Genomic DNA, 23,868 nt, shown 5'->3' with positions numbered 1-23,868 from the left:
TCCGCGCAAAAAGTGACGGATCTGGCGGGAGGTGGGGGCTCACTGAGCGGCCGCGGCCTGGAGGGCGGAGACCGGAACGGCGCCGGCGAGCAGGCGCCCGTCGTCGGTGAGCAGCACCGAGACGAGAGTGGTCTGCAGAGCGCTGCCGCCCGCGACCGGGGTCGCCACCTGAGCGAAGAGCGGGTTCGAGGTGAGCGCGGAGAGGTCTCCGCTGATCGTGGTCTCGACGATCGCATCCCAGCCCTCGCCGGTCACCGTGGGCTCGGCGGCGTCTGCGGCTCCGGATGCCGGAGCACCAGGGCCCGCGTCGGTGGCGTCATGACCCTCAGCGCTCAGATCTTTCTCCGTGACATCCGTGCCCGCGGGTGGCGTGAAGTCGAAGAGCGAGGCCGAAGGGGCGTCGAGGGAGAGGTCGGTGAAGCCCACCTCGAAGGCCGGCGACGAGTCACCGCGGGCGAAGACCTCCACCTGCAGCGGCATGCCGGTCTCGGCGTCGACCGCGATCGACACCGAACCCACGAGGGTGGCATCGGTGCGGGGCGTCAGCACGAGGTCGTAGGCCGAGCGACCCGCCACCGAGGTGTCGGCGCCGAGCGAGACATCCGTGCTGGGGTCGACCGCCGCCAAGAACTGCGTGGCCAGCTCGTCGGGCGTGGGGATGGTTGTAGGCACGTCGCCCGAAGCGGCCTCGCCCGGGGCGGCGTCACCCGGGGCGGGAAGAGTGGAGTGCACCGCGCTCGAGTCGCTCGAGTCGTACACCCAGAGCTCGCTGCCGTTGAGCACCACATCGCGTTCGGCCAGCTGGTCGAGCACCTGCACGCGCAGCTTGTCGGTGCCGTCGGCGTAGACGCGGGCGGTGTGGCTGCCGGTGAGGAGTTCCAGCGCGGATGTCGCGTCGAACGTGCCGGCCGCATCCGAGTCCGATGAGCTGGACGAACCCGACGACCCGGACGACCCCGATGCGCCGCTGATGCTCGAGAGGTCGGGCAGCCCCAGATCCGACGACTGGAACAGCGTTCCCGAGAACGAGGTGACGTCGCTCGCACCGACCAGGGCCAGCACCTCCTGAGGAGTCTTGTCCGGCAGGTCGGCGGAGGCCGTCGTGGCCACCCCTCCGACCACGGCCACCACGGCGACGACGGCCGGAACGGCCACTGCGGGAATCCAACGCTGCCAGCTGCGGGTCACGATCGACTTCTTTCGGGGGGAGCTGTGGGCGCGGGCCGTCTGGCGAGCGCCGGTCTGCCTGCGACGATACGCCGCGAGCCCGTGAGTTGTCTCGATATCGGCACGGGCCGACGGATGCGCGCCAGCCGGTAGAATCGGACCCGCATCCCCACCCCGCAACTCAAGGAGTCCTGGCCGCGTGAGCATTGCCGATACCGTCGAGAACGCCATCGCCACCCCCGAGCGGGACCAGCCGTATGAGGCCCTCGGCCTGAAGGCCGACGAGTACGCGAAGATCCGCGAGATCCTGGGCCGGCGCCCCACTTCGGGCGAGTTGGCGATGTACTCGGTGATGTGGAGCGAGCACTGCTCCTACAAGTCGTCGAAGATCTACCTCCGCCAGTTCGGCCAGAAGGTCACCGACACCATGCGCAAGAACCTCATGGTGGGAATGGGCGAGAACGCCGGCGTGGTCGACGTGGGCGAGGGCTGGGCGGTGACCTTCAAGGTCGAGAGCCACAACCACCCCTCCTACATCGAGCCCTTCCAGGGCGCGGCCACCGGCGTCGGCGGCATCGTGCGCGACATCATCTCGATGGGGGCCCGCCCGGTCGCCGTGATGGACCAGCTGCGCTTCGGCGCCATCGACAACCCCGACACCGCGCGCGTGGTGCACGGCGTCACGAGTGGCATCTCGTTCTACGGCAACTGCCTCGGCCTGCCGAACATCGGCGGCGAGACCTACTTCGACAAGGTCTACCAGGGCAACCCGCTCGTCAACGCGCTCAGCGTCGGCGTCCTGCGGCACGAAGACCTGCACCTGGCCAATGCGCGTGGTGTGGGCAACAAGGTGGTGCTCTTCGGAGCCCGCACGGGCGGCGACGGCATCGGCGGCGCATCCATTCTGGCGTCCGACACGTTCTCGGCCGGCGGCCCCACGAAGCGCCCCGCGGTGCAGGTGGGCGACCCGTTCGCCGAGAAGGTGCTCATCGAGTGCTGCCTCGAGCTGTTCGCGGGCGACCTGGTCGAGGGCATCCAAGACCTGGGTGCGGCGGGCATCTCGTGCGCCACCTCCGAGCTCGCCTCGAACGGCGACGGCGGCATGTTCATCGAGCTCGAGAAGGTGCTGCTGCGCGACCCCACGCTCACCGCCGAAGAGATCCTGATGTCGGAGAGCCAGGAGCGCATGATGGCGGTCGTGCGCCCCGAGAAGCTCGAGGGCTTCCTCGCGGTGGTGGCGAAGTGGGATGTCGAGACCAGCGTGCTCGGCGAGGTCACCGACACCGGCCGCCTGATCATCAACTGGCACGGCGAGGAGATCGTCAACGTCGAGCCGCGCACCGTGGCCGTCGACGGCCCCGTCTACGAGCGGCCCGTCGCCTACCCCACCTGGATCGACGCGCTGCAGGCCGACACGGCCGCGCGCCTGCCACGAGCAACCGATGGCGCCGCGCTCCGCGACGAGTTCCTGCGCATCGTCGGCTCGCCCAACATGGCGTCGAAAGACTGGATCACCAACCAGTACGACCGCTACGTCATGGGCAACACCGCGCTCTCGTTCCCCGACGACGGCGGCATGGTGCGCGTCGACGAGGAGTCGGGCCTCGGCTTCGCCCTCGCCTCCGACGCGAACGGCCGCTACTGCCAGCTCGACCCCTACCGTGGCGCGCAGCTCGCTCTCGCCGAGGCCTTCCGCAACGTCGCCGTCACCGGCGCCACCCCGGTGGCCGTGAGCGACTGCCTCAACTTCGGCTCCCCCGAGAACCCCGAGGTGATGTGGCAGTTCTCGCAGGCCGTCGAGGGCCTGTCCGACGGATGCCTGGAACTCGAGATCCCCGTCACCGGCGGCAACGTCTCGTTCTACAACCAGACCGGCTCGCAGCCCATCCACCCCACCCCCGTGGTGGCCGTTCTCGGCGTGATCGACGATGTCGCCCGCCGCGTGCCCTCGGGCTGGCAGGACGAGGGCGACAACCTCTATCTCCTCGGCACCACACGCGCCGAGCTCGACGGATCGGCCTGGGCCGGCGTCATCCACGACCACCTGGGCGGCCTCCCGCCCGTGGTGTCGTTCGCCGACGAGCAGAACCTCGCGGGTCTGCTCCAGGCCGGAGCCCTCGAGGCGCTCATCGACTCCGCGCACGACCTCTCCGACGGCGGGCTCGCCCAGACCCTGGCCGAGTCGGTGCTGCGGTTCGGCATCGGAGCCCGGGTGTGGCTCGACGAGATCATCGAGCGCGACGGGGTGTCGGCATCCGATGCCCTGTTCAGCGAGTCGACCGCGCGCGTTCTCGTGGCCGTACCGCGTGAAGACGACGTGAAGTTCAAGGGTCTGTGCGCGGGGCGCGACATCCCCGTGCTGCGCATCGGCGTGACGGATGCGCAGTCGCACTCGCTCGAGGTGCAGGGCCTCTTCGAGGTGTCGATCGAGGAGCTCGGCGGTGTGCACCGCGCCACGCTGCCGGCGCACTTCGGGCCGGTCGTCGGGGGCTGACCCTGTCTGAGAACCGGTCGAGCACAGCTCGACCGGCGCCGGCGTCGCGGCGACCGTTCACAGGATCGCCGCTCAACACTCCCGCGCGGGTCGTCGTGGCCGGGCACGTGTGCATCGACGAGATCGTCACGGCCGACGGCACCAGCCGCACGGCCGGTTCTCCCGCGGTCTTCATCTCGCCGGTTCTGCGCGAGCGGGGATCGCCCGCTGTGGTGATCGCGCCGTACGGCAGCGACTTCACCGCGGTGGAGCACGACCTCGAGCTTCTGCCCTCCGCACAGGTCGACCGCACGCTCGTGTTCGTCAACGATGTCCGCAGCGCTCGGCGCACCCAGGCGGTTCGCAACGGGGAAGCCGCCACGCTGCCAAGCCCCGGCCAGGCCGCGCTCGACGCTCTGGGGGCCGCACGGGCGCTCATCCTCACGCCACTCCTCCCCGATCCGCCGATCGGGATCGTGCGGGAGTACGTCGCCGCGCTGCCCACGGGCGCTCTCCGCGTCATCCTGCTGCAGGGGTACCTCAGGCGGCTCTCCCCCCACCTCGACGCCCGGGGCAACACGCCTGTCGCCACGCGCCCGCTCGCCGAGCTCGACGCGCTGCTGCCGCTGTTCGACATCGCCGTGCTGAGCGACGAAGACCTCTCGGGCGATGTCGACGGCACGGTGGGCGCCTGGTCGGCCGCGCATCCGTCGTCGGCCATCGTGGTGACCCGGGGCGCTCGCGGCGCATCGCTCTTCACGGGGGGCGAGCGAACGGATGCCCCGGCTCACGATGTGGGCCCGCTGCCCCCTGAGGCGCTGGTCGGTGCCGGCGACATCTTCAGCGCCGAGCTCACAGCTGCCCTCCTCGCTGCGGACGCTCCCCGCGACCGCGACCGCGACGCGACCGGCGCGAGCAATGCGCCCGCGCCTGACCGCGGTGGATCACTCCTCGCCGCGGTCCGCCAGGCGAACCACGCCACCGCGCTTCGCCTGGCGGCCCGGCTCGAGCCGCGAGCCGACGTACCGGCTCCTCTCGAGCCCATCAGCGGCAGCCGCGTAACCGACGTCACGGTCGAGGCACCCGGATGAAGACGGTCGCGTCAGAGGCGTGCCCGCCGATCAGCTCGTCGGGTGCGCCGCACGGGACTCGCGGTGGAGGCGGCGCGCTCGTGTGATGAGTGTCACCCCGGACACACACCGGCTGGGAAGCGAGAGGACGTGATCGCGAGCAACCGCGCCGCGTCACGGCGCCGGTGCGGGGCCGACCGAGTTCGTGAGGGGCATGCCATCGCGCAGAGCACGGATGTTCCGGGCGATCAGGGGTGCCGCCCCGCGCGGGCGATTGCCGGCTGCATGCGGGGTGATCACCAGGTTCGGCGTGGTCCAGAGCGGCGACGACTCGGGCAGTGGCTCCTGCCTCATCACGTCCAGTGCCGCCGCCCGCAAGCGTCCGGAGGTCAGCGCCTCGATCAGGGCGTGTTCGTCGACCGTGGCGCCTCGGCCGACGTTCACGAAGACCGCGCCGGGCTTGAGCGCGTCGATGAGCGCGGCTCCGAACGCACCCTCCGTGGCCGGGGTGGCCGGCAGCAGCGAGATCAGGACGTCGACACCCGCAAGATGGGCCGGAAGGCCGGCGTCATCGATCACCTCGTAGCCGTCGCGGGTTCCCCCCGACGAGGCCACGCCCGTCACCGTCGCGCCCAGCAGTGCGAGCATCGGCGCGAGCGTGCGGGCGATCGAACCGAAGCCCCAGATGCAGACCGAGGCACCGGCGAGCGTGTAGAGCGACTCGGTGCCCGGATCGCGCTGAGCCTCCAGAAATCCCTCGTCCCAGTGCGACTCGCGCTGGGCGTCCCCCAGCCGGTCGAGCCGGCGGATCAGGGCCAGTGTCAGCGTCAGCGCGTGCTCGGCCACCGTGGCGTCATGCAGCGATCTGCCGGACGTGACCGCGACGTGCGGAGCGAACCCCGCGGCGAGCACCGCATCGGGACCCGCCGCGAGCGTCTGCACGAGCCGCAGCGATCCGAGAGTGCGGGCGGCATCCGCGAGGTTCTCCGCCGTGTTCCGCCAGACCACCAGCACCTCGGCGTCGCGCGCCCCGGCCGGGATCGGGGCGGTGACGTCGTACACCACGAACTCGTGGCCGGAGTCGACGATCAGGTCGCTCAGGTCGGTGGTGTCGGGGATGAGGATCTTCATGCGCGCGTCAGGAGACGATCTTCGAGTGCTCACCGAGGTGGTGCCACGTGCGGTTGTGATAGACCAAGGGCTCCGCCGACGCCGCGTCTGCCGAAGGATCTCCCGCAGCCGGTGCGTGGGTCTGCACGGCTTCGGCGGCGATGACCGTCGATCCGCCCGCCTGCATCTCGTTCACGATACGCGCGCGGATCCAGGCGTGCGCCGCCGGGAAGTACGGTTCACCGGTCGCGAGCCTGGTCCACAGCGTGGTGTCCGCGAAGCGGTCGATACCGCTCGTGGCCCCGAGCTTCGCGAGTCCGAGCTGGCTGGCGCCCAGAAGGTGCACGACGATCGTCTCTGCACGCTTGATGGCCGGGGCGCTGGAGGAGAGCTCGGAGACCGAGAACACCAGCAGCGGCGGCTCGGCACTGACCGAGAAGACCGAGGTCGCGGTGAGTGCGACCGGTCCGTCGCCCGGGTCGGCCGTGATCACGGCGACTCCGGCGGGGTGATTGCGGAAGGCGGCCTTGAACTCGTCTGGCGTCACCTGGGGAGAGCCGGGGAGGGTGATGAGGGGGCGAGAGCGCTCGACCCCGTGCGCCTCATCGCGAACGGGGAATGCGGGCTGAGAAGTGGACATGCTCCGATGCTACGGAGCCGGTGATGCCTCGGAGGTTCCCGTTGGCTCGCACGGGAGAGCCACTGGGAATCACCGGGCCGCCTTCAGGCCATCACGATGATCGCGCGGCCGAGGATGCGGCCCGCCGCCAGATCCTCGAAGTCCACGGCCACTTCCTCCAGGCGATAGCGGCGGGTGACCGCCTGCTCGAGGTCGAAGCCGTCCCGCCGAGCGAGCTCCACCACTGCCGGCAGGTCGACTCGGGTTCGCGCACCATAGGAGCCGATGATGCGCTGGCTGCGCCGCACCAACGGTGTGATCTCGACCGCGGCGGTCGCCGCCCCGGCGGCGATGCCGATCGCCACGAGCGCCCCGCCGTCGGCGAGCATCCGTGAGGCCTGCTCGAAGGTCTGCGGGTGGCCGAGCGCCTCGAAGGCGACATCGACACCCCGGCCGCCGGTGAGCGCCCTCACCGCAGCGACCGGATCGGCCTCTCGAGCGTTGACGATGTCGGTGGCGCCCAGCTGGGAAGCGAGCGCGAGTTTGTCGTCGGATACATCCACAGCGATCACCCGGGAGGCGCCGAGGGCTCGCGCGATCTGCACGACTCCCGTCCCGACCCCGCCTGTCGCCACCACAGCCACGGTCTGTCCGGGCAGCAGACCGGCCGCGCGCGCGACGGCGCCGTACGCGGTCATCGCCGCGCAGCCGAGGATGGCCGCGGTGTCCGAACGAAGACTCTCGGGCAGGGCGGTGAGTGCCGACACCGGGCTCACGCAGTACTCCGCCAGAGCCGCCATCGAGTACATCGCCAGAGGCGTCCCGTCGGAGCGGTGCAGGCGCGTCTCGCCGTCGTACAGGGTGCCGTTCAGACGATTCTGGGCGAAGAAGTTCTCGCACAGATCGTCACGCCCTGCCCGGCAGGCGTCGCAGCGGGTGCAGGGCATGATGAACCCTCCGACCACCCGTTCGCCGAGGGCGACGAGGGCGGCCGGGTCGCCCTCGGCCCCGGACGGTGCCTGCTCGCCCAACGCCACCACGGTCCCGCTCACCTCGTGCCCGAGTACACAGGGCTTCGGAAAGCCCACCTCGTTCTTCAGCACGTGCAGATCCGTATGGCAGACGCCGACGGCATCGACTCGGATGAGCGCCTCACCGGCTCGGGGCCGGGGCACGGGGATGCTCTCCACGGCCAGCACGCCATCGGCCGAGAGCACCGCAGCGCGCATCGAAGCGGGCAGTGCGGGCCCCGTCATCAGATCACCGCCGAGTAACCGCCGTCGACCACGATCGATGCGCCGTTGACGTAGCTCGACAGATCACTGGAGAGCCACACCGCGGCATCCGCGATCTCGTCAGCCTGCCCCTTGCGCCCGAGCGGGATACGGATGGGTGAACCGCCGCGCATCTCCACCCGCAGCATCTCGGTGTCGACCTGGCCCGGATGCACCACGTTGGCCCGGATGCCGTACCGCGCAACGGCGTCGGCCAGCGCGTAGGTGAACGTGCGCACCGCGCCCTTCGACGCCGAATAGCTCGCGGCATGGGCGAAGCCGCGCATCCCGCCCACCGAGGAGAGATTCACGATCGTGCCCTTCTTGCCGGTCGCGATCATCGAGCGGGTGGCCGCCTGCGCACCCAGGAAGGTGCCCTCGAAGTTCACGGCCATCACCCGCCGAAGGCGCTCGAGGTCGACCTCGAGAAAGTCGACGTTGTCGCTGACCCCGGCCACGTTGCACAGCGCATCGACACCGCCGAACTCCTCCGCGGCCGCGATCACCTCGAGCCACGAATCAGGATCGGTCACGTCGGCCGGCACGAAGCGCGCGGCGCCGCCGGCCTGCTCGACGAGTTCAGTGGTGGGCAGGCCACCCTCCCGGCCGATCTCGGCCAGGTCGGCGACGATCACGGTGGCGGCGCCCTCCTCGGCGGCACGAACGCTCAGCGCCCGTCCGATTCCGCTGGATCCGCCCGAGACCACGACCACGCGCCCGTCCAGCAGCGCGTGGCCGCTCATACGACGCCCGTCGTCATCGTGCCGATTCCGCTGATGGTGGTCACCAGGGTCTCGCCGGCGGCGATCGGCCCGACGCCGGGAGGGGCTCCGGTGAAGATGACGTCGCCGGGGTTGAGCGTCATCACGCGCGACGCGTACGAGACGATCTCGGGCACCGACATGATCAGATCCGAGGTGTCGACGTCTTGCCGCACCTCACCGTCGACGGTGAGGCGGATGCCCAGGCCAGACCCGTCGAAGCCGGGCTCGCGCACCCGCACCCACGGACCGATCGGGCTGAAGCTGTCGTACGACTTGCGGCGCGAGCGGTCGGCGGGGCTGCGCACGGTGATGTCGAGCCCGACGGCGAAACCGAACACGTGCTCTAGCGCCTGGCCGACCGGAATGTCCTTACCCCCGGTGCCGATGATCACGGCGAGCTCCGACTCGTGGTGGATCTCGTGCCCGGCCTCGAGCACCTCTGCCGGCAGGATCACCGGACCGTCCGGCCCTGTGATCGAGGAGGGCGCTTTGAGGAAGACATCGAACTCGAACATCCACTCGTGCGTCGTGCCGAGCGTGCGCTCCTGCACACCGTGCATCTCGGCCACGTGGGCGTGGTAGTTGCTCGCCGCGGCGATCACCTTCGAGGGGTTGAGTGCGGCGGCGCGCAGAACGACCTCCGACAGCGGCACGGCCGTGCCCGTTGCAGCGGCCTCGGCGATCGCACCGGCCAGCGACGACCAGTCCCGGCACATGGCACGCCACCATCCCGCGGTGAGCGGATCGGCGTCGTGCTGCGGCAGCACATCGGTCACGTCCACCACGGCATCGTCATCCGGGGTGAGGACCCCCAGTCGGTACTCATCGAAGAGGGCGAGTTTCATGGAGCTCCCGGGGCGGTGCGACGACGCGGATGCACCCCGTGACGCCGGTGTCGGATGGTTACGCCCTCACGCTAGTCATCCGGCGTGATGCTCTCCAAGGTCCCAGATGTGATCCAGTGATCGCCTGAGGTGATCAGGCCTGTGATCACTCCCGGTGATCACAGTGATGCTTTCAACTATTTGGGGATCGGACTCCGAGGTATCTAGAGTGATCACCGATCACGATCTCTGCAAAGGAGCACGAACGTGAAGCCCTCAACTGTCGAACGTCTGGCGCTGTCCGGCGGCACCCTCCGGCTGATCACCGCCGGAGACGGCCCCGCCCTCGTCTACCTGCACGGCACGGGCGATCAGGGATCGCTGCTTCCGGTATTCGCCACCCTCGCGGAGCAGTACCGGATCGTGCGCCCCGACCACCCGGGCTTCCTTCAGAGCGACGACTTCCGTCCCGCGATCACGAGCATCGCCGAGATCGCCGCGGTTCACGAGCAGCTGCTCGACGAGCTCGGCATCGACGAGTTCGTTCTGGTGGGCTGCTCGCTCGGCGGCTGGGTCGCGGCGGAGCTGGCACTGCGCATCCCGCACCGCGTGCGGCGGCTCGTGCTGATCGACCCCGTCGGCCTGGCCGGAGACGGTTCGGCTCCGAACCTGTTCGACCTCACGTCGGAGCAGGCTCTGGTGGCCACCGTGCACGACGAGGGCCGGCGGGCCGCCGCACGCTCGGCCGCACCCGATCCTCAGGTCGCGGCAGGCCTCGCCCGTAGCCGGGCCGCCGCCCAGCGCCTCGCCGGCGATCCCTACATGCATGACCCCTCCTTGGCAGGCCGCCTCGGCTCCCTGGCCCTGCCGGTCGAGCTGGTGTGGGGCGACGACGACGGCATCGTGCCCGTCTCCTACGCCCGATTCTGGCTCGACGCCCTGCCGCAGGCGCACCTCACCGTGGTTCCGGATGCCGGGCACCTGCCGCACGTCGAGCAGCCGCAGGCCGTGCGCGACGTGCTGACGCGGGAGGCGCCGGCGTGGAGCTGAGACACCTGCGCTACTTCGTGGCCGTGGCCGAAGAGCTGCATTTCCGCAAGGCCGCCGAGAGTCTGCACATCGTCCAACCGGCCTTGAGCAAGCAGATCAGCGCCCTCGAGAACGAGCTGGGCCTGATGCTCCTCGAACGCGACCGCCGGCACGTCACCCTCACCGAGGCCGGAAAGACCTTCCTCGAGGAGGCGGTCGCCGTGCTGGCCCGAGCCGACGGGGCGAAGTCCCGGGCGATCGCCGTGAGCCGCGGCCAGGTGGGCTCCCTCAATGTCGGCTTCATCCAGCCCGCCCTGGCCGAGCTCGTGCCGCGGTCGCTGCGCCGGTTCCGCAACGAATACCCGGAGGTGCGCATCCGGCTCACCGAGCTCACCACCCGGCAGGTGCTCGACCAGACCTCCAGCCGCGCGGTGCACTGCGCCTTCGCGCGCCTGCCGGTCGAGCTGCGCGACGACCTCGCCTGCCTCCCCATCTCGCAGCAGGACGTGATGCTGGCACTGCCCGACGGGCATCCCCTCGCCGATAAGGAGACCATCGACATCGCCGATATTGCGAACGAAGACCTCGTGATGATCGACCGGCGCGTCGAGCCCGCCCTGCACGACTACTACATCGCGATGTGCAACGAGGCCGGCTTCAGCCCGCACATCGCGCACGAAGTGAACTCCACCTGGGTGGCGCTCGGCCTCATCGCCGGCGGGCTCGGGGTGGGGTTCGCCCCCGCCTCGGCTCGCTCGGCGGCCCAGCAGGGCGTCACCTTCCGGCCGATCAGCGGAGCAACACCCAAGCTCAGCATCGGCATCGTCTGGAACGACAAGGCGAAGCCGGCCGTACTGAACAACTTTCTGCAGATGAAGCCGTGGGAGGCGCGATCGTGAACGCAGCATCCGACTCTGATCCACGCCGCCTGTTCGACGTGCGCGGCCGTGGGGCCGTGGTGACCGGAGCCGCGAGCGGTCTCGGTTTCGCGATCGCCCGCGTGCTCGCTCGCAACGGCGCCCGCGTCCTGCTGGTCGACAACACTCCGGAGAACCTCGAGGAGGCACTCGGCCGTCTGGCCGGCGAGGGCCTCGAGGTGCGGTCGCGGGTGGCGGATGTGCGCGACCGGGCGGCCCTCGACGCGGTGATGGGCGAGGCTGCCTCGTGGGGTGGCGGCCTGGACATCGTGTTCGCCAACGCCGGCATCTCGTCGGGGCTCGGCCGCCGGTTCGGCAATGGTGTCGGCGACATCGATCCCGAGCGATGGCAGGCGGTTCTCGATGTGAACCTGACCGGGCTGATGCACACGGTCCAGGCCGCCGCCGCCCGGATGAACGACGGAGCGGGGCGCATCATCGTGACCTCTTCGGTGGCGGGCCTCGCCGTCGATCCGCTCGTCGGCTACGCCTATTCGAGCTCGAAGGCCGCGGTGACGCTCTTCGCCCAGAACGTGGCCACCGAGCTCGCCCCGCGGGGCATCAACGTGAACGTGATCGCGCCCGGTTCCTTCCTCACCGCCATCGGGGCCACGAACCCCGGAAACACGGGCATGATCGGCGAGCTGACACGCGCTACGGCCACGAAACGCATCGCAGACCCGGCCGAGATCGAGGGCCTCGCCCTGCTCCTGGCCTCGCCCGCGGCCGGGCACATCACCGGATCCGTGTTCGTCATCGACGGCGGCGTGCTCGCCACCCGGAACTGAGCCCACGATGCAACCTCAACCGTTATCACGTAATAGCTTTCGGGCCATTCCGGGGCATCACACGGAGATTAGCCTGAACACCACAAGCGACCGACCGCACCGGAGAACCGGTCTCGCGCTCCGACCACGACGTGGTGTCGGCGGCGCAAGAACGTTCATCCGTCGCGATCACAGGATGCGCTTCCCGGCAGTCGACGTAGATGCCGGATGCGCAGCCACAGCACCCGCACGGCCGCTCACCCGAATCCACGGGGCCGGCCACCGCTCTCGCTTGTGCTTCCCGTGCACCGACATCACAACCGAAGGGACATCATGATGTCACGAAACAAGACCCTGCTCGCCGGGGCGGCATTGCTCGCCGCCACAGCTCTGCTCGCCGGCTGCGCCGGATCCGACGGAGGAGACTCCGCCGGCAGCACCGACGGCGCCTCCGGCGAGACCACGAAGATCGTCGTGGCCACCAACCCCTCGGCACAGACCGCACCGCTGTACCTCGGCATCAAGGACGGCATCTTCGCCAAGCACGGCCTCGAAGTGGAGCTCGTGCCGCAGACCGACGTCGCCGCCATCATCTCGGGCGTCGCCAGCGGACAGTACAACTTCGGCTTCGCCACGGTCGTGCACGTGATCAATGCCAATGTGAACGACATCCCGATCCGCGCCGTCGCCACCGTCGAAGGCCAGCAGAAGGCCGAGGAGGAGCCGGAAGAGGGCAACGCGCTCGTCGCCGGCCCCGACTCGGGCATCACATCGGCCGGCGACCTCGGCGGCAAGACCGTCGGCGTGATCGGCCTCTCCTCGCTGAACACCCTCGCGATGTGGGACATGGCGGCCAAGGAGGGCGTCGACACCACCTCGATCAACCTTGTGCAGCTGCCCTTCGGCCAGATGCCGGCCGCACTCGCCGCGGGCGACATCGATGCCGCCGTGGTGCAGGCTCCGTTCATCGCCGATGCCGAGGCCAACGGCGCCACGATCATCGGCAAGCCGAACGTGGAGACCTTCCCGAACATGGCGGTGGGCCTCTACACCACGAGCCAGAGCTACATCGACTCCAATCCCGACATCGTGAAGGCCTTCGCCGCCGCGATGATCGAGTCGCAGCAGCACGCCACGGAGAACATCGACGATGCCAAGGCCACGCTCGTGACCAACCTCGGCCTCACCGAGGAAGCGGCCAACGCCGCCAAGTGGAACACCGGCAGCAACCCTTACGTGAACACCGAGGGCTTCACCACTGCGCAGGAACTGCTGACCAAGTACGCCGGGCAGACGAAGCAGCTCGATGTCGACACCCTCGTCTGGCCGGGTGCGCTGGAAGGCGCCAACTAGGCCACGACCGACCACGGCGGTCAACGCCGAACCGATTCGAAGGATCGCACCATGAACGCACTGTCGCGTCGCTCGTTCCGATGGCTGGCCCCCGCGGCCGCCGTGCTGGCCACACTGCTGCTCTGGCAGCTGGTCACCGCGGGCGGACTCTTCCGGGCCGACCAGTTCCCGACGATGACCGACACCATGATCGCGCTCGGCAAAGCGGTGGCGACACCGCCGTACTGGGCCGCGATCGGCGCGACGGTGCAGGCGTGGTTCCTCGGCCTCGTGATCGCCAGCGTGCTGGCGATCACGATCGGTTCGGCGTTGGCCTTCAACGATTTCGCCTTCCGCAGTGCGGCAAGCGTGATCGAGATCTTCAAGGCCATCCCGGCCATCGCGATCCTGCCGCTGGTCATCCTGGTGCTCGGCTCGACGTTGCCGATGAAGGTGTTCCTGATCGCCTTCGGCGTGTTCTGGCCGCTCGTCATCCAGGTGATCTACGGCGTGCGCTCCATGGATCCGACCGTGCTCGACACCTCGAAAGCCCTGGGCGTTCGGGGTGTGCGGCGGTTCTTCATGGTCGTCATCCCCAGCGCCTCGCCCTACATCGCCACCGGGCTCCGGATCGCCTCGGCCTCGGCCCTGATCCTGGCCGTCGTCTCCGAGCTGGTGGGAGGAGCATCCGGAATCGGTCGCAACATCCTGCAGGCACAGAACGGCGGCACCGCGGCCTACCCCGTGATGTACGCGTACATCATCACCGCCGGCTTGATCGGCATCATCCTCACCGGAGCGTTCTTCTTGCTGGAACGCAACGTCATGCACTGGCACGAATCGCAGCGCAACATCCGCTCGAACAGCGAAGGGGCTCTCAAGTGACACAGACCATCACACCCGAGGTCGTGCCGGAGCGAGCCGCCGGGGCGAGTATCGGTGAGACCACCGACCTGCTGGTGAGCCCGCGCCGGGTACGCAGCCGTGGTGCCCGCGTGCGCAACGTGCTGCTGGCCATCTGGCTGCCGATCGCCCTGTTGGTGATCTGGTGGTTCGCGTCGGCATCGAGCACCTCGCCGTTCTTCCCGCCGCTCAGCCGCATCCTGGAGGAATTCTGGGCGCAGTGGATCGTCGGCCCCGCCTCGATGCAGCTGGGCTCGAGCCTTCGCAACCTGGCGCTCGGCTACCTCGGCGGGGCCCTGATCGGCATCGTCTTCGGCACCCTGCTGTGGCGTTTCCCCCCGGTGCGGCACGTCTCGAACCCGCTGATCTACTTCCTCTACGTGCTTCCCGCGCCGGCCCTGCTCCCCGCGATGATCGCGCTGTTCGGCATCGGCGAGCTGCGCCAGATCGCGCTGATCTCGTTCGGCGCCATCTGGCCCACCCTGCTCAACACCCTCGACGGGATGCGGGGCCTCGACCAGGTGAAGTTCGACACCGCGCGGGCGATGAAGCTGAGCCCGCTGCGGCAGCTGTTCTCACTGGTTCTGCCCGGTGCCTCGCCGCAGATCGCCGCCGGCCTGCGGGCCAGCCTGCAGACCTCGATCATCCTGATGGTGGTCACCGAGATGGTGGCCGCGAAGCAGGGCATCGGCTACTTCATCCTGCAGGCGCAGACCGTGTTCGCCATCACCTCGATGTGGACCGGCATCCTGATGCTCGCCATCATCGGCACCGCCGCGAACTATCTCTTCGTGGGCGTCGAACGGATCGTGCTGCGCTGGTACTACCGCTCGCGCGCGCTCACCAACTCATGACCATCCCCTCGCCGGAATCGGAGAACACCATGTCGAACCTCACCGTGCCCACCCCCGCAGCGTCGAGCCCCAGCACGCCGTCGCACCCCTCGGATGCCGGCGAGGTACTGCGCGTCGAGAACCTCCGCAAGATCTACAACGAGGGCAAGCCGCACGCCAAGACGGCGATCGACGACGTCAGCTTCACCGTGAACAAGGGCGAATTCGTCTGCATCGTGGGACCATCGGGCGCGGGGAAGACCACGCTGCTGCGGTGCATCTCGGGGCTGGCCAAACCCAGCTCCGGTTCGCTGTCGTTCGAGGGGCGGCCGCTCACCTCGGTGCCCGAGCAGCTCGGGCTGGTGTTCCAGGACTACGGGCGCTCGCTCTACCCCTGGTTCACGAACGCGAAGAATGTGGGCCTGCCGCTCGCGGCGCGCGGCATGAAGAAAGCCGAACGCGCCGAGCGGGTGAGCCAGGTGCTGAAGAACGTGGGGCTCGGGCACGTCGAGAAGCAGTACCCCTGGGAGCTCTCCGGCGGAATGCAGCAGCGTGTGGCGATCGCCAGGGCGCTCTCCTACCAGCCCGATCTGCTGCTGATGGACGAGCCCTTCGCCTCCGTCGACGCGCAGACCCGGTTCGACCTGGAAGACCTCATCCTCACGGTGCGCCGCGACCTCGGGATCACCGTGGTGCTGGTGACCCACGACATCGACGAGGCGATCTACCTCTCCGACCGCATCGTGGTGCTCTCCGGATCGCCTTCGCGGGTGCGCGAGGTGGTCGACGTGCCTCTGGGCGACCACCGTGAACAGGTGGCGACGCGGGCCAGCGATGAGTTCCTCGGGCTCCGCCGTCACCTGCTCGACCTCGTGATGCCGCACTCCGCATGAGTTCCTCGGTGGCGACCACGACCGTCATGGAACAGCTCGCGCAGGTGATGGTCGACGAAGGATGCGAGCACCTCTTCACATTGATGGGCGCCGGCAACCTCTGGCTCATCCACCACCTCGATGCGCAGCACGGAGTGCCGGTGCACCACCTTCGGCACGAGAACGGAGCGATCGGCGCGGCGGATGGGTACGCGCGGGCGACCGGCCGGCTCGGCTGGGCCACCGTCACGCAGGGGCCCGGTTTCACGAACACCATCACGGCTCTTCTGACCGCGAGCCGCGGGCGCACGCCGATGATCCTGATCGTGACCGACACGTCGAACCTCGATCCGCAGCGCTTCCCGTTCGCCGGAGGAGTACAGGCACTCGCGCCGGAGGTGCTGCTGGATCCGCTCGGCATCGAGAGCGTGCGGGCGTCCGGGGCCGACGCCGGAGCCGTGTTGCGCTCGGCGGCGCAGCGAGCACGGGCCGAGTCGCGCACCATCGTGTTCGTGATGCCGGCGGGCCTCGACCGGCTCGAGGCCGATCCGCTCCCGGATGCCGCGGACCCGGCCCCGATCGAAGCCGTCCCGATCGACCCCGCACAGATCTCGGCCGCCGTCGACGCGATCGACGCAGCGACCGCACCGGTCCTGCTCGCCGGACGCGGAGTCGTCGACGCCGGCGCCGCCTCTGAGGTGTTGCGTCTCGCCGAGCTGCTCGGGGCCCGGGTTGCGACGTCGGTACCGGCCTCGGGAGCGCTCGGCGATCATCCGGCCGTCATCGGGCCGTTCGGCGGGTTCTCGATCGGCGAGACCGAACGCCTCATCGCCGGCAGCGATGTCGTGGTCGTGATCGGTGCCTCACTCAACCTCTTCCAGACCCGCAAGGGCGAGTTCACGCGGGGGCGCACCATCGTGCGGCTCGACCTCGATCCGGCTGCCGTCGCGGGCGCCATGACGGTGCCCGTGCGGGGTGACGCCCTCTCTGCCACTGCGGCGCTCGCCGACGAGGTCGCCCGGCGTGCGGCCCGGAGGAGAAGCACACCGCACAGCGACCCGGCGGACGCCCCGCGCATCCGGCCGGCCGCCATCCCACTCCCGGCCATCGACGACGCCGACCGTTCCGAGCCCGCCCGGATCGACCCGCGCGCCCTCGCGATCGAGTTCGAGCGTGTGCTGCCCCGCGAGCGCCGGGTCTTCCTCGACAACGGTCACTTCGGCGCGTTCCCCGCTCTCTACCTCTCGTACCGCGCACCGCGCTCGTTGATCTGGATGCCCGACTTCGGTGCGGTCGGCAGCTCGCTCGCCGCGAGCTACGCCTCGGCGGTCGCCGACCCCGACACGCAATCGGTGCTGTTCATCGGCGACTGCGGCCTCTACCTCACTCTGGGCGACCTCGAGACGGCCGTTCGCGAGCGCGTTCCGCTCCTCGTGGTGTGCATGAATGACGGAGCTGCCGGCTCGGAGCTCGCCCACATGAAGGACTGGGGAGTCCCGCCCGAGCAGGCGATCTTCGGGTACGCCGACCTCGCCGCACTGGCCGCGGGCATGGGCGCCCAGGGCGCCCTCATCGCCGAGACAGGAGACCTCGCCCCCGCGCTGGCCGCCTGGGACCGCACCCGCGGCCCCCTCCTGCTCGACTGCCACATCTCCCGCGCGGTCCGCTCCCCCATCTACGACCACGTCTGACCCTCGGCGCACGTCGTCGCATTCGGCGCCACTCAGGGGGCGAAGAAGGTCTTGCCGGTGAAGGGGTCGGTGTGCTCGACCAGGGCGGCGAAGGTGTCGCCGCCGCCGCACAGAGGGAGAACCCGCGACGAGGGCGGGGCCGGCACACTGCCGTCGGAGAGCCAGGCGAGCGCCACGGCGAAGTCCTCCGGCGCGAAGGTGTTGGCGCCGCGCACGGTGATCTCGCGTCGCACCACGTCGAACCAGGGGATCGACACCTCATCGACCGCGAGGCCCACTGCGACGACCGTGCCGCCGTTCCGGGCGCAGGCGACGGCGGGCCCCCGTGTCGCCGCGATGCCCACGACGTCGAAGACCGTGTCGAACGACGCCGGGGTCACATCATCGATCGTCGCCAGGAAGTCGATCGCGCCCGCCTCGAGCGCCGCCTCGCGGCGCGAGGCATCCGGATCGACGACCGTGATCGAGACCGCACCCTCCAGTCGCAGAGCGTGCACGATCCAGAGGCCGATCGAGCCGCTGCCGATCACCAGGCACTCGCCCAGGGCACCGATCTCGGCGGCACGGGCGACATCGTGCCGTGCTTGCGCCAGAGGCTCGCACGAGGCGGCCGACTCCCACGGCATGCCGTCGGGAATCGGATGCACGTGATCGGCGGGCGCGATCGCGAACTCCGCGAAGGCGCCCGGCCGGTGCACGCCGATGATCTGGATGGACTCGCACGCGCTCGGCCGGCCACCGACGCACGAGCGGCACTGCCCGCACGAGAGCACCGGGTTGACGGTGACCCGCGTGCCCGGCGCGAGCGCGGCATCCGGGATCGACCCGGTTGCGGCATCCGGAGCGCCGACCGCCTCGATCGTGCCCGCGAACTCGTGCCCACGCACACTGCCGGGCTTCGCGATGCCCATCAGCCCCTTGTGCGCCGTGAGGTCGGACCCGCAGATCCCCACCAGCGCCACGCGCACGAGCACCTCGCCCGGGCCGGGTGCCGGAACGTCGATCGAGTCGGCTTCATGGAGGTACGGACCACGCCAGACGAGAGCTTGCATGTTCCCGGTCTACGCGATCTCGCACGTCTTCTCCAATACCCATCCGCTGCCGGTGATCACCCGGAGGTCATGCCGAATGGTTCTCAGTCGACCGAGAAGGCCTATCAGGAATCGCTGGTCGTGCTCGAAGCGCGGGGTTAGCGTCGGGACAACCACCTTCGCCACGAACATTGGAGTTCACATGACCGAGCTTGCCCACCGGCCCCTCGCGGCTGGCACCGGCACGACGAGCCCGGGCGAAGTCCTCGACGCCGTCGCCGCTCTGCACGAGCTCGTCGACTCCTACGGAGCCCAGAACGACATCGAGGGCCGGATCGCCGAACCCGTCGTCCAGGCTCTGTACGACAGCGGAGCGATCGGGGTCATCACCCCTCGCGAGCTCGGCGGCAGCGAGATGACTCCGCGCCAGGCCATGGACGTCTACCGCACGCTGTCGTATGCCGATCCGTCGACCGGATGGGTGACCATGGCGCTGGCCATGTCCACGGGGCTCGCCGGCGCGTTCTTCGAGCCCGACCCCGCACACGAGCTGTTCGCCACCCCCCGCCTCGGCATCGCGGGCCAGGGCACCCGCGCAGGCCGCGCAGAACCTGTCGAGGGCGGCTACCTGGTGAGCGGCCAGTGGTCGTTCGCCTCGGGCATCAAGCACGCCACGCATCTGCACACCGCCGCGGCCGACACGAAGACGGGCGAGACGCGTTTCTTCATCGTTCCCGTGGCCCAGGTCGACTTCGTCGACAACTGGGACGTGCTCGGTCTTCGCGCGACCGGAAGCATCGACTACACGCTCGACAACACCTTCGTGCGTACCGAGTTCAGCTATCCCTCACTCAGCACCTCGCCGAACACGGGCGGGTGGCTCTACCGCGTGGGAATCGGCAACTTCGCGAGCATCAACCACGGCGCGTGGGCACTCGGAGTGGGCCGACGATTGCTCGACGAACTCGCGACGAGCGTGCAGAAGAAGTCGGGACGGGCTGGATCCTGGGGCGACAACGCGAGCTTCCACGAGCAGTACGCGAACGCGGAACTGCGGCTGCGCTCGGCCCAGGCACTGCTCTACGACGTGTGGGAGGAGATCGAGAGCGTGCTCGCCGGTGGTGAGCGGATGTCGGTGCGGCTCGAGACCCTCAACCGCGCTGCGCTCTGCAACGCCACCGAGGCGCTCGATGAGATCGCCGGATTCGTCTATCGCAGCGCCGGCAGCGAGGCGCTGCGGCCCGGCGTGATCCAGCGGCTCTATCGCGATGTGCACGGCGGCACCCAACACATCTCCTCGTCGCCGATCATCCTGCAGTCCGCCGGGCGCCAGCTCGCGGGGCTCGCCGAGGGCCAGAAGTGGGTTCACTTCCAGCTGATCTGACCACCGACTATCTGAGACCGGGACTGTGCAATGACCGACCACAACACCATGGACGACGTGCAGAACGCGATGGAGCCCGAGGACAGCGCGGCCCTCGCCCAGCTCTACGCCGACTTCGAGGCGAAGAATCTCTCGCCGCTCTGGACCCAGACCAGCGAGGTGCTCACGGATGTCCCGCGCTCGAAATCGGTGCCGTTCGTCTGGCGATGGAACGACCTGCTGCCCCTCGCCGCCCGCTCGGGCGACCTGGTGCCGATCGGGCGTGGTGGCGAGCGCCGGGCGATCGCGCTGGCCAACCCGGGTCTCGGCGGCCGGCCGTACGCGACACCCACGATCTGGGCCGCCATCCAATACCTCGGTGCGCACGAGACCGCGCCCGAGCACCGGCACGCTCAGAACGCGTTCCGTTTCGTGGTGGAGGGCGAGGGCGTCTGGACCGTCGTGAACGGCGACCCGGTCGCGATGCGCCGGGGCGACTTCCTGCTCACCCCGGGCTGGAATTTCCACGGCCACCACAACGAGACCGACCAGCCGATGGCCTGGATCGACGGCCTCGACGTGCCGTTGGCAGAGAACCTCGACGTCGGCTTCTTCGAGTTCGGCACCGAGCGCGTCACCGACTACTCGACGCCATCGGTCTCCCGGGCCGAACGGCTCTGGGCCAACCCCGGTCTCCGGCCGCTGTCAGGGCTCGATTCGCACGTGAACTCCCCGATTGCGGCCTATCGCTGGGAGTTCACCGACCGGGCCCTCACGGCGCAGCTCGAACTCGAGGCAGAGGGCTTTCCGGCCACGGTCGAGCAGGGGCACGCGGGCATCCGCTACACCAATCCCACCACGGGTGGCGATGTGATGTCGACGTTGCGAGCGGAGTTCCACCGGCTGCGCGAGGGCACGGCCACGAACGCCCGGCGCGAGGTCGGATCCTCGGTCTGGCAGGTGTTCGAGGGGCGCGGCGAGATGGTGGTCGGCGACCAGACCTGGACGCTCGATACCGGCGACCTCGTGGTGGTGCCGTCGTGGGAGTCGTGGGAGATCAGGGCCGAGACACCACTCGACCTGTTCCGGTTCTCGGACGCGCCCGTGATCGAGCGGCTGAACTTCGACCGCACGTTCGTCGCCGGCCGCGAGCGATGACGGTTCTCACCGACCGGACGACGGATCCGGCGGTGCCTGCCGATCAGCGGGATGTGCGTCTGGGTCGGGTCTTCTCCAGTCGGGCTCCGAACGAGATCCGCAACGACGCGTTCGAGCGCGGCGCGACCTCTCGAGACAATCCGTGGGCGGCCGACGCCCCGCTGATCATCCGGTGACCGGCCTCGGGTTGCCTTCGCCCCGCATCGTCTTCGCACCCGACTCGTTCAAGGGCACCGCGAGCGCCGCGGAGATGGCCGCGGCGCTCGCCGACGGCTGGGCGCGGGTACGCGCGGGCGATCGGCTGGTGCTCCGCCCCATGGCCGACGGCGGGGAGGGAACGATCGATGCCTTTGCGGCCGCCCATCCCGACACGTGCCATCGTGTCTCGACGGTGCAGGGTCCGGATGGCGGGACCACCCATTGCGCGTGGTTACTGCTTCCGGGCTCGATCGCACTGGTGGAACTCGCCTCGGCCAGCGGCATCACCCTCCTCGACGAGTTGCTGCCCCTGACCTCGCACACGGTGGGCTTCGGCGAAGCGATCGTGGCTGCGCTCGATGCCGGCGCGGGTCGGCTCATACTCGCCATCGGGGGGAGCGCCTCGAGCGATGGCGGCGCGGGCGTACTCACCGCACTGGGCGCCCGCCTCCTCGATGACAACGGCAATCCCGTGCAGCCGGGCAACGCCGGGCTGGCCGAGATCGAGAGCATCGACCTCACCGCCCTGAGGCCGGTCCCGCACGGCGGGGCCGTCGTTCTCTCCGATGTGCGCAACCCCCTGCTCGGCCCTCACGGAGCCGTCGCCGTCTTCGGAGCGCAGAAGGGCATCACCGAGTCGCTGGTGGAGACGGCGGAGCTCAACCTCGTCCGCTTCGCCGTCAAGCTCGCCGAAGCCGGGGAGCGGCACGGTATCGACGCGTCCCGTTTCGACCCGACACACCCCGGTGCGGGTGCTGCAGGGGGAACGGGATTCGGATTGCGCGCCTGGGGCGCCGAGATCATCGACGGCGCCGCCGAGGTTGCCGCACGGATCCGACTCGCGGACGCCGTCGCCGGCGCGGATCTCGTGATCACCGGCGAAGGCCGGTACGACACCCAATCGGAACACGGCAAGGTGCCTGGCCTGGTGCGCGCCGTGGCGCGGGCCGCAGGTGCCCGATGCGCTCTCGTCGCCGGAGTTGTCCAGGCCGGCACCGAGCGCTTCGACGCGGCGTCCTCGCTCGCGGAGCTGGCCGGTTCACCCTCTGCGGCCCGGGCCGAGCCCGTGCGCTGGGCACGCGAGGCGGGGGCGGCGCTGGCACACCGCTTCGACGGACGACACTTCCATGACCGGCGAGAGAAGACGTGATGCCCTCGGGCGATCACGGGTGCGGCCACGTCTCTGCCGCCCGCACTCATCCCGAGGGGGTGCGGGCCGTCGCCGACTCGAGCAAGCCGCCGAGCAGCCTTCGTAGTTCCGCACGATCGCGCTCCGGGAGCCCGCCCACGAGCACGTCATCGACGAGCGCCACCCGCGGAACGAGCACGGCCAGTTCCCGCGTGCCGAGCTCGGTGAGATGCAGCACGTTGCGGCGCCGGTCATCACCGTCACGGACCCGCTCGATCAGCCCCCGCCGCTCGAGGCGGGCGACGATGTCGGCGATGGTCGACCGGTCGAGGTCGAGGCGTTCGACGAGGTGCTGCTGGCTTGCTCCGGGCGTGCGCGAGAGCACGGTGAGCACTCCGAACTGAACGCTCGTGATCTCGGCCGAGACGACACGCTGCCACGCGGCGACGTGAGCCTGCTGGGCGCGCCGGATGAGGTAGCCGGTGTAGTCGGAGACGTCGTGCGGTGCCGCTCCGCGAGTTGGTTCCATGGTGTCTCCGATTGTCGCAGGATGCGGCGCCCCTCGCTTCCTCAGAGCCAGCGGGGAGCGGGCGATGCCGGCTCGCCGCGCCCCGTGAGTACGCCATCCGCACCCCGGCCCGTGGCCCAGCGGGTCAGAGCGGCTGCCGTTCCCCGCACCACCAGCTCCTCCTCATCGCGCACCGAGCCGGCATCCGTCTCCGCGCCGAGAGGATCGCCATCGCGATCGACTACGTCGAGCAGGTAGCGCGGAAGACCTTCCGCGTCGCGCCGGCGGTCCCAGGCGCCGAGGATGTCGGCCAGCAGGGCATCGAGCAGCTCGGGCGGGAAGTCCTCGAAGCGGCCGCCGTTGCCGAGGTCGACCGCGTGGATCCAGACCTCGCGGGTGCGCATCCACACGGTCTCGGACACCGGGACGATGCGGCCCAGGCCGGTGCGCACCTCGTTCGTCCAGGCTTCGGCAGGCAGGTCGCGCCACTCGACGGTGAGGTGGATCGCGGCGTGGTCGGAGAGGTTGCGGAGCGCGTGGGCGGGCAACGTGGCCGAGAAGTCGATCTCGTCGGCGCGCTGCTCGGGGGAGGCGTACATCGGCGTCTCGACCCCCGTGCGCGCCCACTCCACGAGCCGCGTGATGGCGCGGGCGTTGAGGCCCACGTGCGCGATGAGGTGGCGCCGATCCCAGTCGCCCAACAGCGTCGGGCCGTCGAAGTCGGCGTCGCTCAGCTCGTTCAGCTTGCGCGAGTAGTAGGCCTGGCCGCGCCGCGCCAGCAGGAGCGCCGCCGCGATCGCCGGGTCGGTGACCTGGTCGGTACGCGCCGCCACGGT

23 protein-coding genes are annotated in these 23,868 nt (G+C 69.7%); 14 read left to right on the top strand and 9 right to left on the bottom strand.

The features are described 5' to 3' along the window. Positions 1–39: 39 nt before the first annotated feature. Positions 40–1,188, bottom strand: coding sequence for a hypothetical protein (locus EPO52_RS10890; RefSeq protein ID WP_290805958.1), 1,149 nt, complete (start codon positions 1,186–1,188; stop codon positions 40–42). Between the two features lie 178 nt (positions 1,189–1,366). On the opposite strand from EPO52_RS10890, the gene purL reads away from it, so the two are divergent. Both purL and EPO52_RS10880 read left to right on the top strand, forming a co-directional pair. Next, a complete protein-coding gene (gene purL / locus EPO52_RS10885) occupies positions 1,367–3,661 on the top strand; it encodes a phosphoribosylformylglycinamidine synthase subunit PurL (protein WP_290805955.1) in 2,295 nt (764 codons plus the stop codon). A gap of 95 nt (positions 3,662–3,756) precedes the next feature. Continuing rightward, positions 3,757–4,731, top strand: coding sequence for a carbohydrate kinase family protein (locus tag EPO52_RS10880; protein WP_290805953.1), 975 nt, complete (start codon positions 3,757–3,759; stop codon positions 4,729–4,731). Between the two features lie 153 nt (positions 4,732–4,884). Here EPO52_RS10880 and EPO52_RS10875 read toward each other — a convergent pair whose 3' ends face one another. The 5 genes from EPO52_RS10875 to EPO52_RS10855 all read right to left on the bottom strand — a co-directional run bounded on the left by EPO52_RS10875 (position 4,885) and on the right by EPO52_RS10855 (position 9,322). Next, complete coding sequence (locus tag EPO52_RS10875; protein ID WP_290805951.1) at positions 4,885–5,841, bottom strand: NAD(P)-dependent oxidoreductase; 957 nt, start codon at positions 5,839–5,841, stop codon at positions 4,885–4,887. A 7-nt stretch (positions 5,842–5,848) separates the two neighbouring features. Next, the gene (locus EPO52_RS10870; RefSeq protein WP_290805948.1) at positions 5,849–6,460 is read right to left on the bottom strand and encodes a flavin reductase family protein; all 612 of its coding nucleotides are present in this window, start codon (positions 6,458–6,460) and stop codon (positions 5,849–5,851) included. An 83-nt stretch (positions 6,461–6,543) separates the two neighbouring features. Continuing rightward, complete coding sequence (locus tag EPO52_RS10865; protein WP_290805946.1) at positions 6,544–7,695, bottom strand: zinc-binding dehydrogenase; 1,152 nt, start codon at positions 7,693–7,695, stop codon at positions 6,544–6,546. Next, complete coding sequence (locus tag EPO52_RS10860; protein WP_290805942.1) at positions 7,695–8,456, bottom strand: SDR family oxidoreductase; 762 nt, start codon at positions 8,454–8,456, stop codon at positions 7,695–7,697. The genes EPO52_RS10865 and EPO52_RS10860 overlap by 1 nt, the downstream gene beginning before the upstream one ends. Beyond that, entirely contained in the window at positions 8,453–9,322 is an 870-nt protein-coding gene (locus EPO52_RS10855) for a fumarylacetoacetate hydrolase family protein (protein ID WP_290805939.1), read from the bottom strand. The genes EPO52_RS10860 and EPO52_RS10855 overlap by 4 nt, the downstream gene beginning before the upstream one ends. Positions 9,323–9,568: 246 nt before the next feature. On the opposite strand from EPO52_RS10855, the gene EPO52_RS10850 reads away from it, so the two are divergent. The 8 genes from EPO52_RS10850 to EPO52_RS10815 all read left to right on the top strand — a co-directional run bounded on the left by EPO52_RS10850 (position 9,569) and on the right by EPO52_RS10815 (position 17,645). Continuing rightward, positions 9,569–10,351, top strand: coding sequence for an alpha/beta fold hydrolase (locus EPO52_RS10850; RefSeq protein WP_290805936.1), 783 nt, complete (start codon positions 9,569–9,571; stop codon positions 10,349–10,351). After that, positions 10,342–11,229 (top strand): LysR family transcriptional regulator, encoded by an 888-nt coding sequence (locus EPO52_RS10845; RefSeq protein WP_290805933.1) that lies wholly within the window; start codon positions 10,342–10,344, stop codon positions 11,227–11,229. Before EPO52_RS10850 ends, EPO52_RS10845 begins: the two co-directional genes overlap by 10 nt. After that, entirely contained in the window at positions 11,226–12,035 is an 810-nt protein-coding gene (locus EPO52_RS10840) for an SDR family oxidoreductase (protein ID WP_290805930.1), read from the top strand. Before EPO52_RS10845 ends, EPO52_RS10840 begins: the two co-directional genes overlap by 4 nt. 312 nt (positions 12,036–12,347) lie before the next feature. Further along, complete coding sequence (locus EPO52_RS10835) at positions 12,348–13,367, top strand: ABC transporter substrate-binding protein (RefSeq protein ID WP_290805927.1); 1,020 nt, start codon at positions 12,348–12,350, stop codon at positions 13,365–13,367. Positions 13,368–13,418: 51 nt separating this feature from the next. Beyond that, positions 13,419–14,231 carry an ABC transporter permease gene (locus EPO52_RS10830; protein WP_290805924.1) on the top strand — a complete coding sequence of 271 codons (813 nt, stop codon included), beginning with the start codon at positions 13,419–13,421 and terminating at the stop codon, positions 14,229–14,231. After that, positions 14,228–15,103 carry an ABC transporter permease gene (locus EPO52_RS10825; RefSeq protein WP_290805922.1) on the top strand — a complete coding sequence of 292 codons (876 nt, stop codon included), beginning with the start codon at positions 14,228–14,230 and terminating at the stop codon, positions 15,101–15,103. The genes EPO52_RS10830 and EPO52_RS10825 overlap by 4 nt, the downstream gene beginning before the upstream one ends. Before the next feature lie 29 nt (positions 15,104–15,132). Next, positions 15,133–15,975, top strand: a complete 843-nt coding sequence (locus EPO52_RS10820; RefSeq protein ID WP_290805919.1) for an ABC transporter ATP-binding protein — start codon at positions 15,133–15,135, stop codon at positions 15,973–15,975. 8 nt (positions 15,976–15,983) lie between these two features. Beyond that, positions 15,984–17,645 (top strand): thiamine pyrophosphate-binding protein, encoded by a 1,662-nt coding sequence (locus tag EPO52_RS10815; RefSeq protein ID WP_290805917.1) that lies wholly within the window; start codon positions 15,984–15,986, stop codon positions 17,643–17,645. A 32-nt stretch (positions 17,646–17,677) separates the two neighbouring features. Here EPO52_RS10815 and EPO52_RS10810 read toward each other — a convergent pair whose 3' ends face one another. After that, on the bottom strand, positions 17,678–18,697 hold the full coding sequence (locus tag EPO52_RS10810; protein WP_290805914.1) for an alcohol dehydrogenase catalytic domain-containing protein: 1,020 nt from the start codon (positions 18,695–18,697) through the stop codon (positions 17,678–17,680). A gap of 181 nt (positions 18,698–18,878) precedes the next feature. Between EPO52_RS10810 and EPO52_RS10805 the strand changes: the two genes are divergently transcribed. The 4 genes from EPO52_RS10805 to EPO52_RS10790 are packed head-to-tail and all read left to right on the top strand — an operon-like array spanning position 18,879 to position 22,545. After that, on the top strand, positions 18,879–20,060 hold the full coding sequence (locus EPO52_RS10805) for an acyl-CoA dehydrogenase family protein (RefSeq protein ID WP_290805911.1): 1,182 nt from the start codon (positions 18,879–18,881) through the stop codon (positions 20,058–20,060). 30 nt (positions 20,061–20,090) lie between these two features. Continuing rightward, on the top strand, positions 20,091–21,197 hold the full coding sequence (locus tag EPO52_RS10800; protein ID WP_290805908.1) for a cupin domain-containing protein: 1,107 nt from the start codon (positions 20,091–20,093) through the stop codon (positions 21,195–21,197). Beyond that, positions 21,194–21,373 (top strand): hypothetical protein, encoded by a 180-nt coding sequence (locus EPO52_RS10795; protein ID WP_290805905.1) that lies wholly within the window; start codon positions 21,194–21,196, stop codon positions 21,371–21,373. Before EPO52_RS10800 ends, EPO52_RS10795 begins: the two co-directional genes overlap by 4 nt. Then, positions 21,370–22,545: a glycerate kinase gene (locus EPO52_RS10790; RefSeq protein WP_290805902.1), complete on the top strand. Its 1,176-nt coding sequence runs from the start codon at positions 21,370–21,372 to the stop codon at positions 22,543–22,545. Before EPO52_RS10795 ends, EPO52_RS10790 begins: the two co-directional genes overlap by 4 nt. A gap of 46 nt (positions 22,546–22,591) precedes the next feature. Here EPO52_RS10790 and EPO52_RS10785 read toward each other — a convergent pair whose 3' ends face one another. Both EPO52_RS10785 and EPO52_RS10780 read right to left on the bottom strand, forming a co-directional pair. Beyond that, the gene (locus tag EPO52_RS10785; protein ID WP_290805899.1) at positions 22,592–23,053 is read right to left on the bottom strand and encodes a MarR family winged helix-turn-helix transcriptional regulator; all 462 of its coding nucleotides are present in this window, start codon (positions 23,051–23,053) and stop codon (positions 22,592–22,594) included. Positions 23,054–23,094: 41 nt separating this feature from the next. Next, a complete protein-coding gene (locus EPO52_RS10780) occupies positions 23,095–23,865 on the bottom strand; it encodes a maleylpyruvate isomerase family mycothiol-dependent enzyme (protein ID WP_290805896.1) in 771 nt (256 codons plus the stop codon). Between the last annotated feature and the right edge of the window lie 3 nt (positions 23,866–23,868).

It is taken from the genome of Herbiconiux sp. (assembly GCF_004297105.1).
Taxonomy (GTDB): Bacteria; Actinomycetota; Actinomycetes; order Actinomycetales; family Microbacteriaceae; genus Herbiconiux.
The sequence above is the reverse complement of the archived record's forward strand: the minus strand, read 5'-3'. Positions and strand labels throughout refer to the sequence as shown.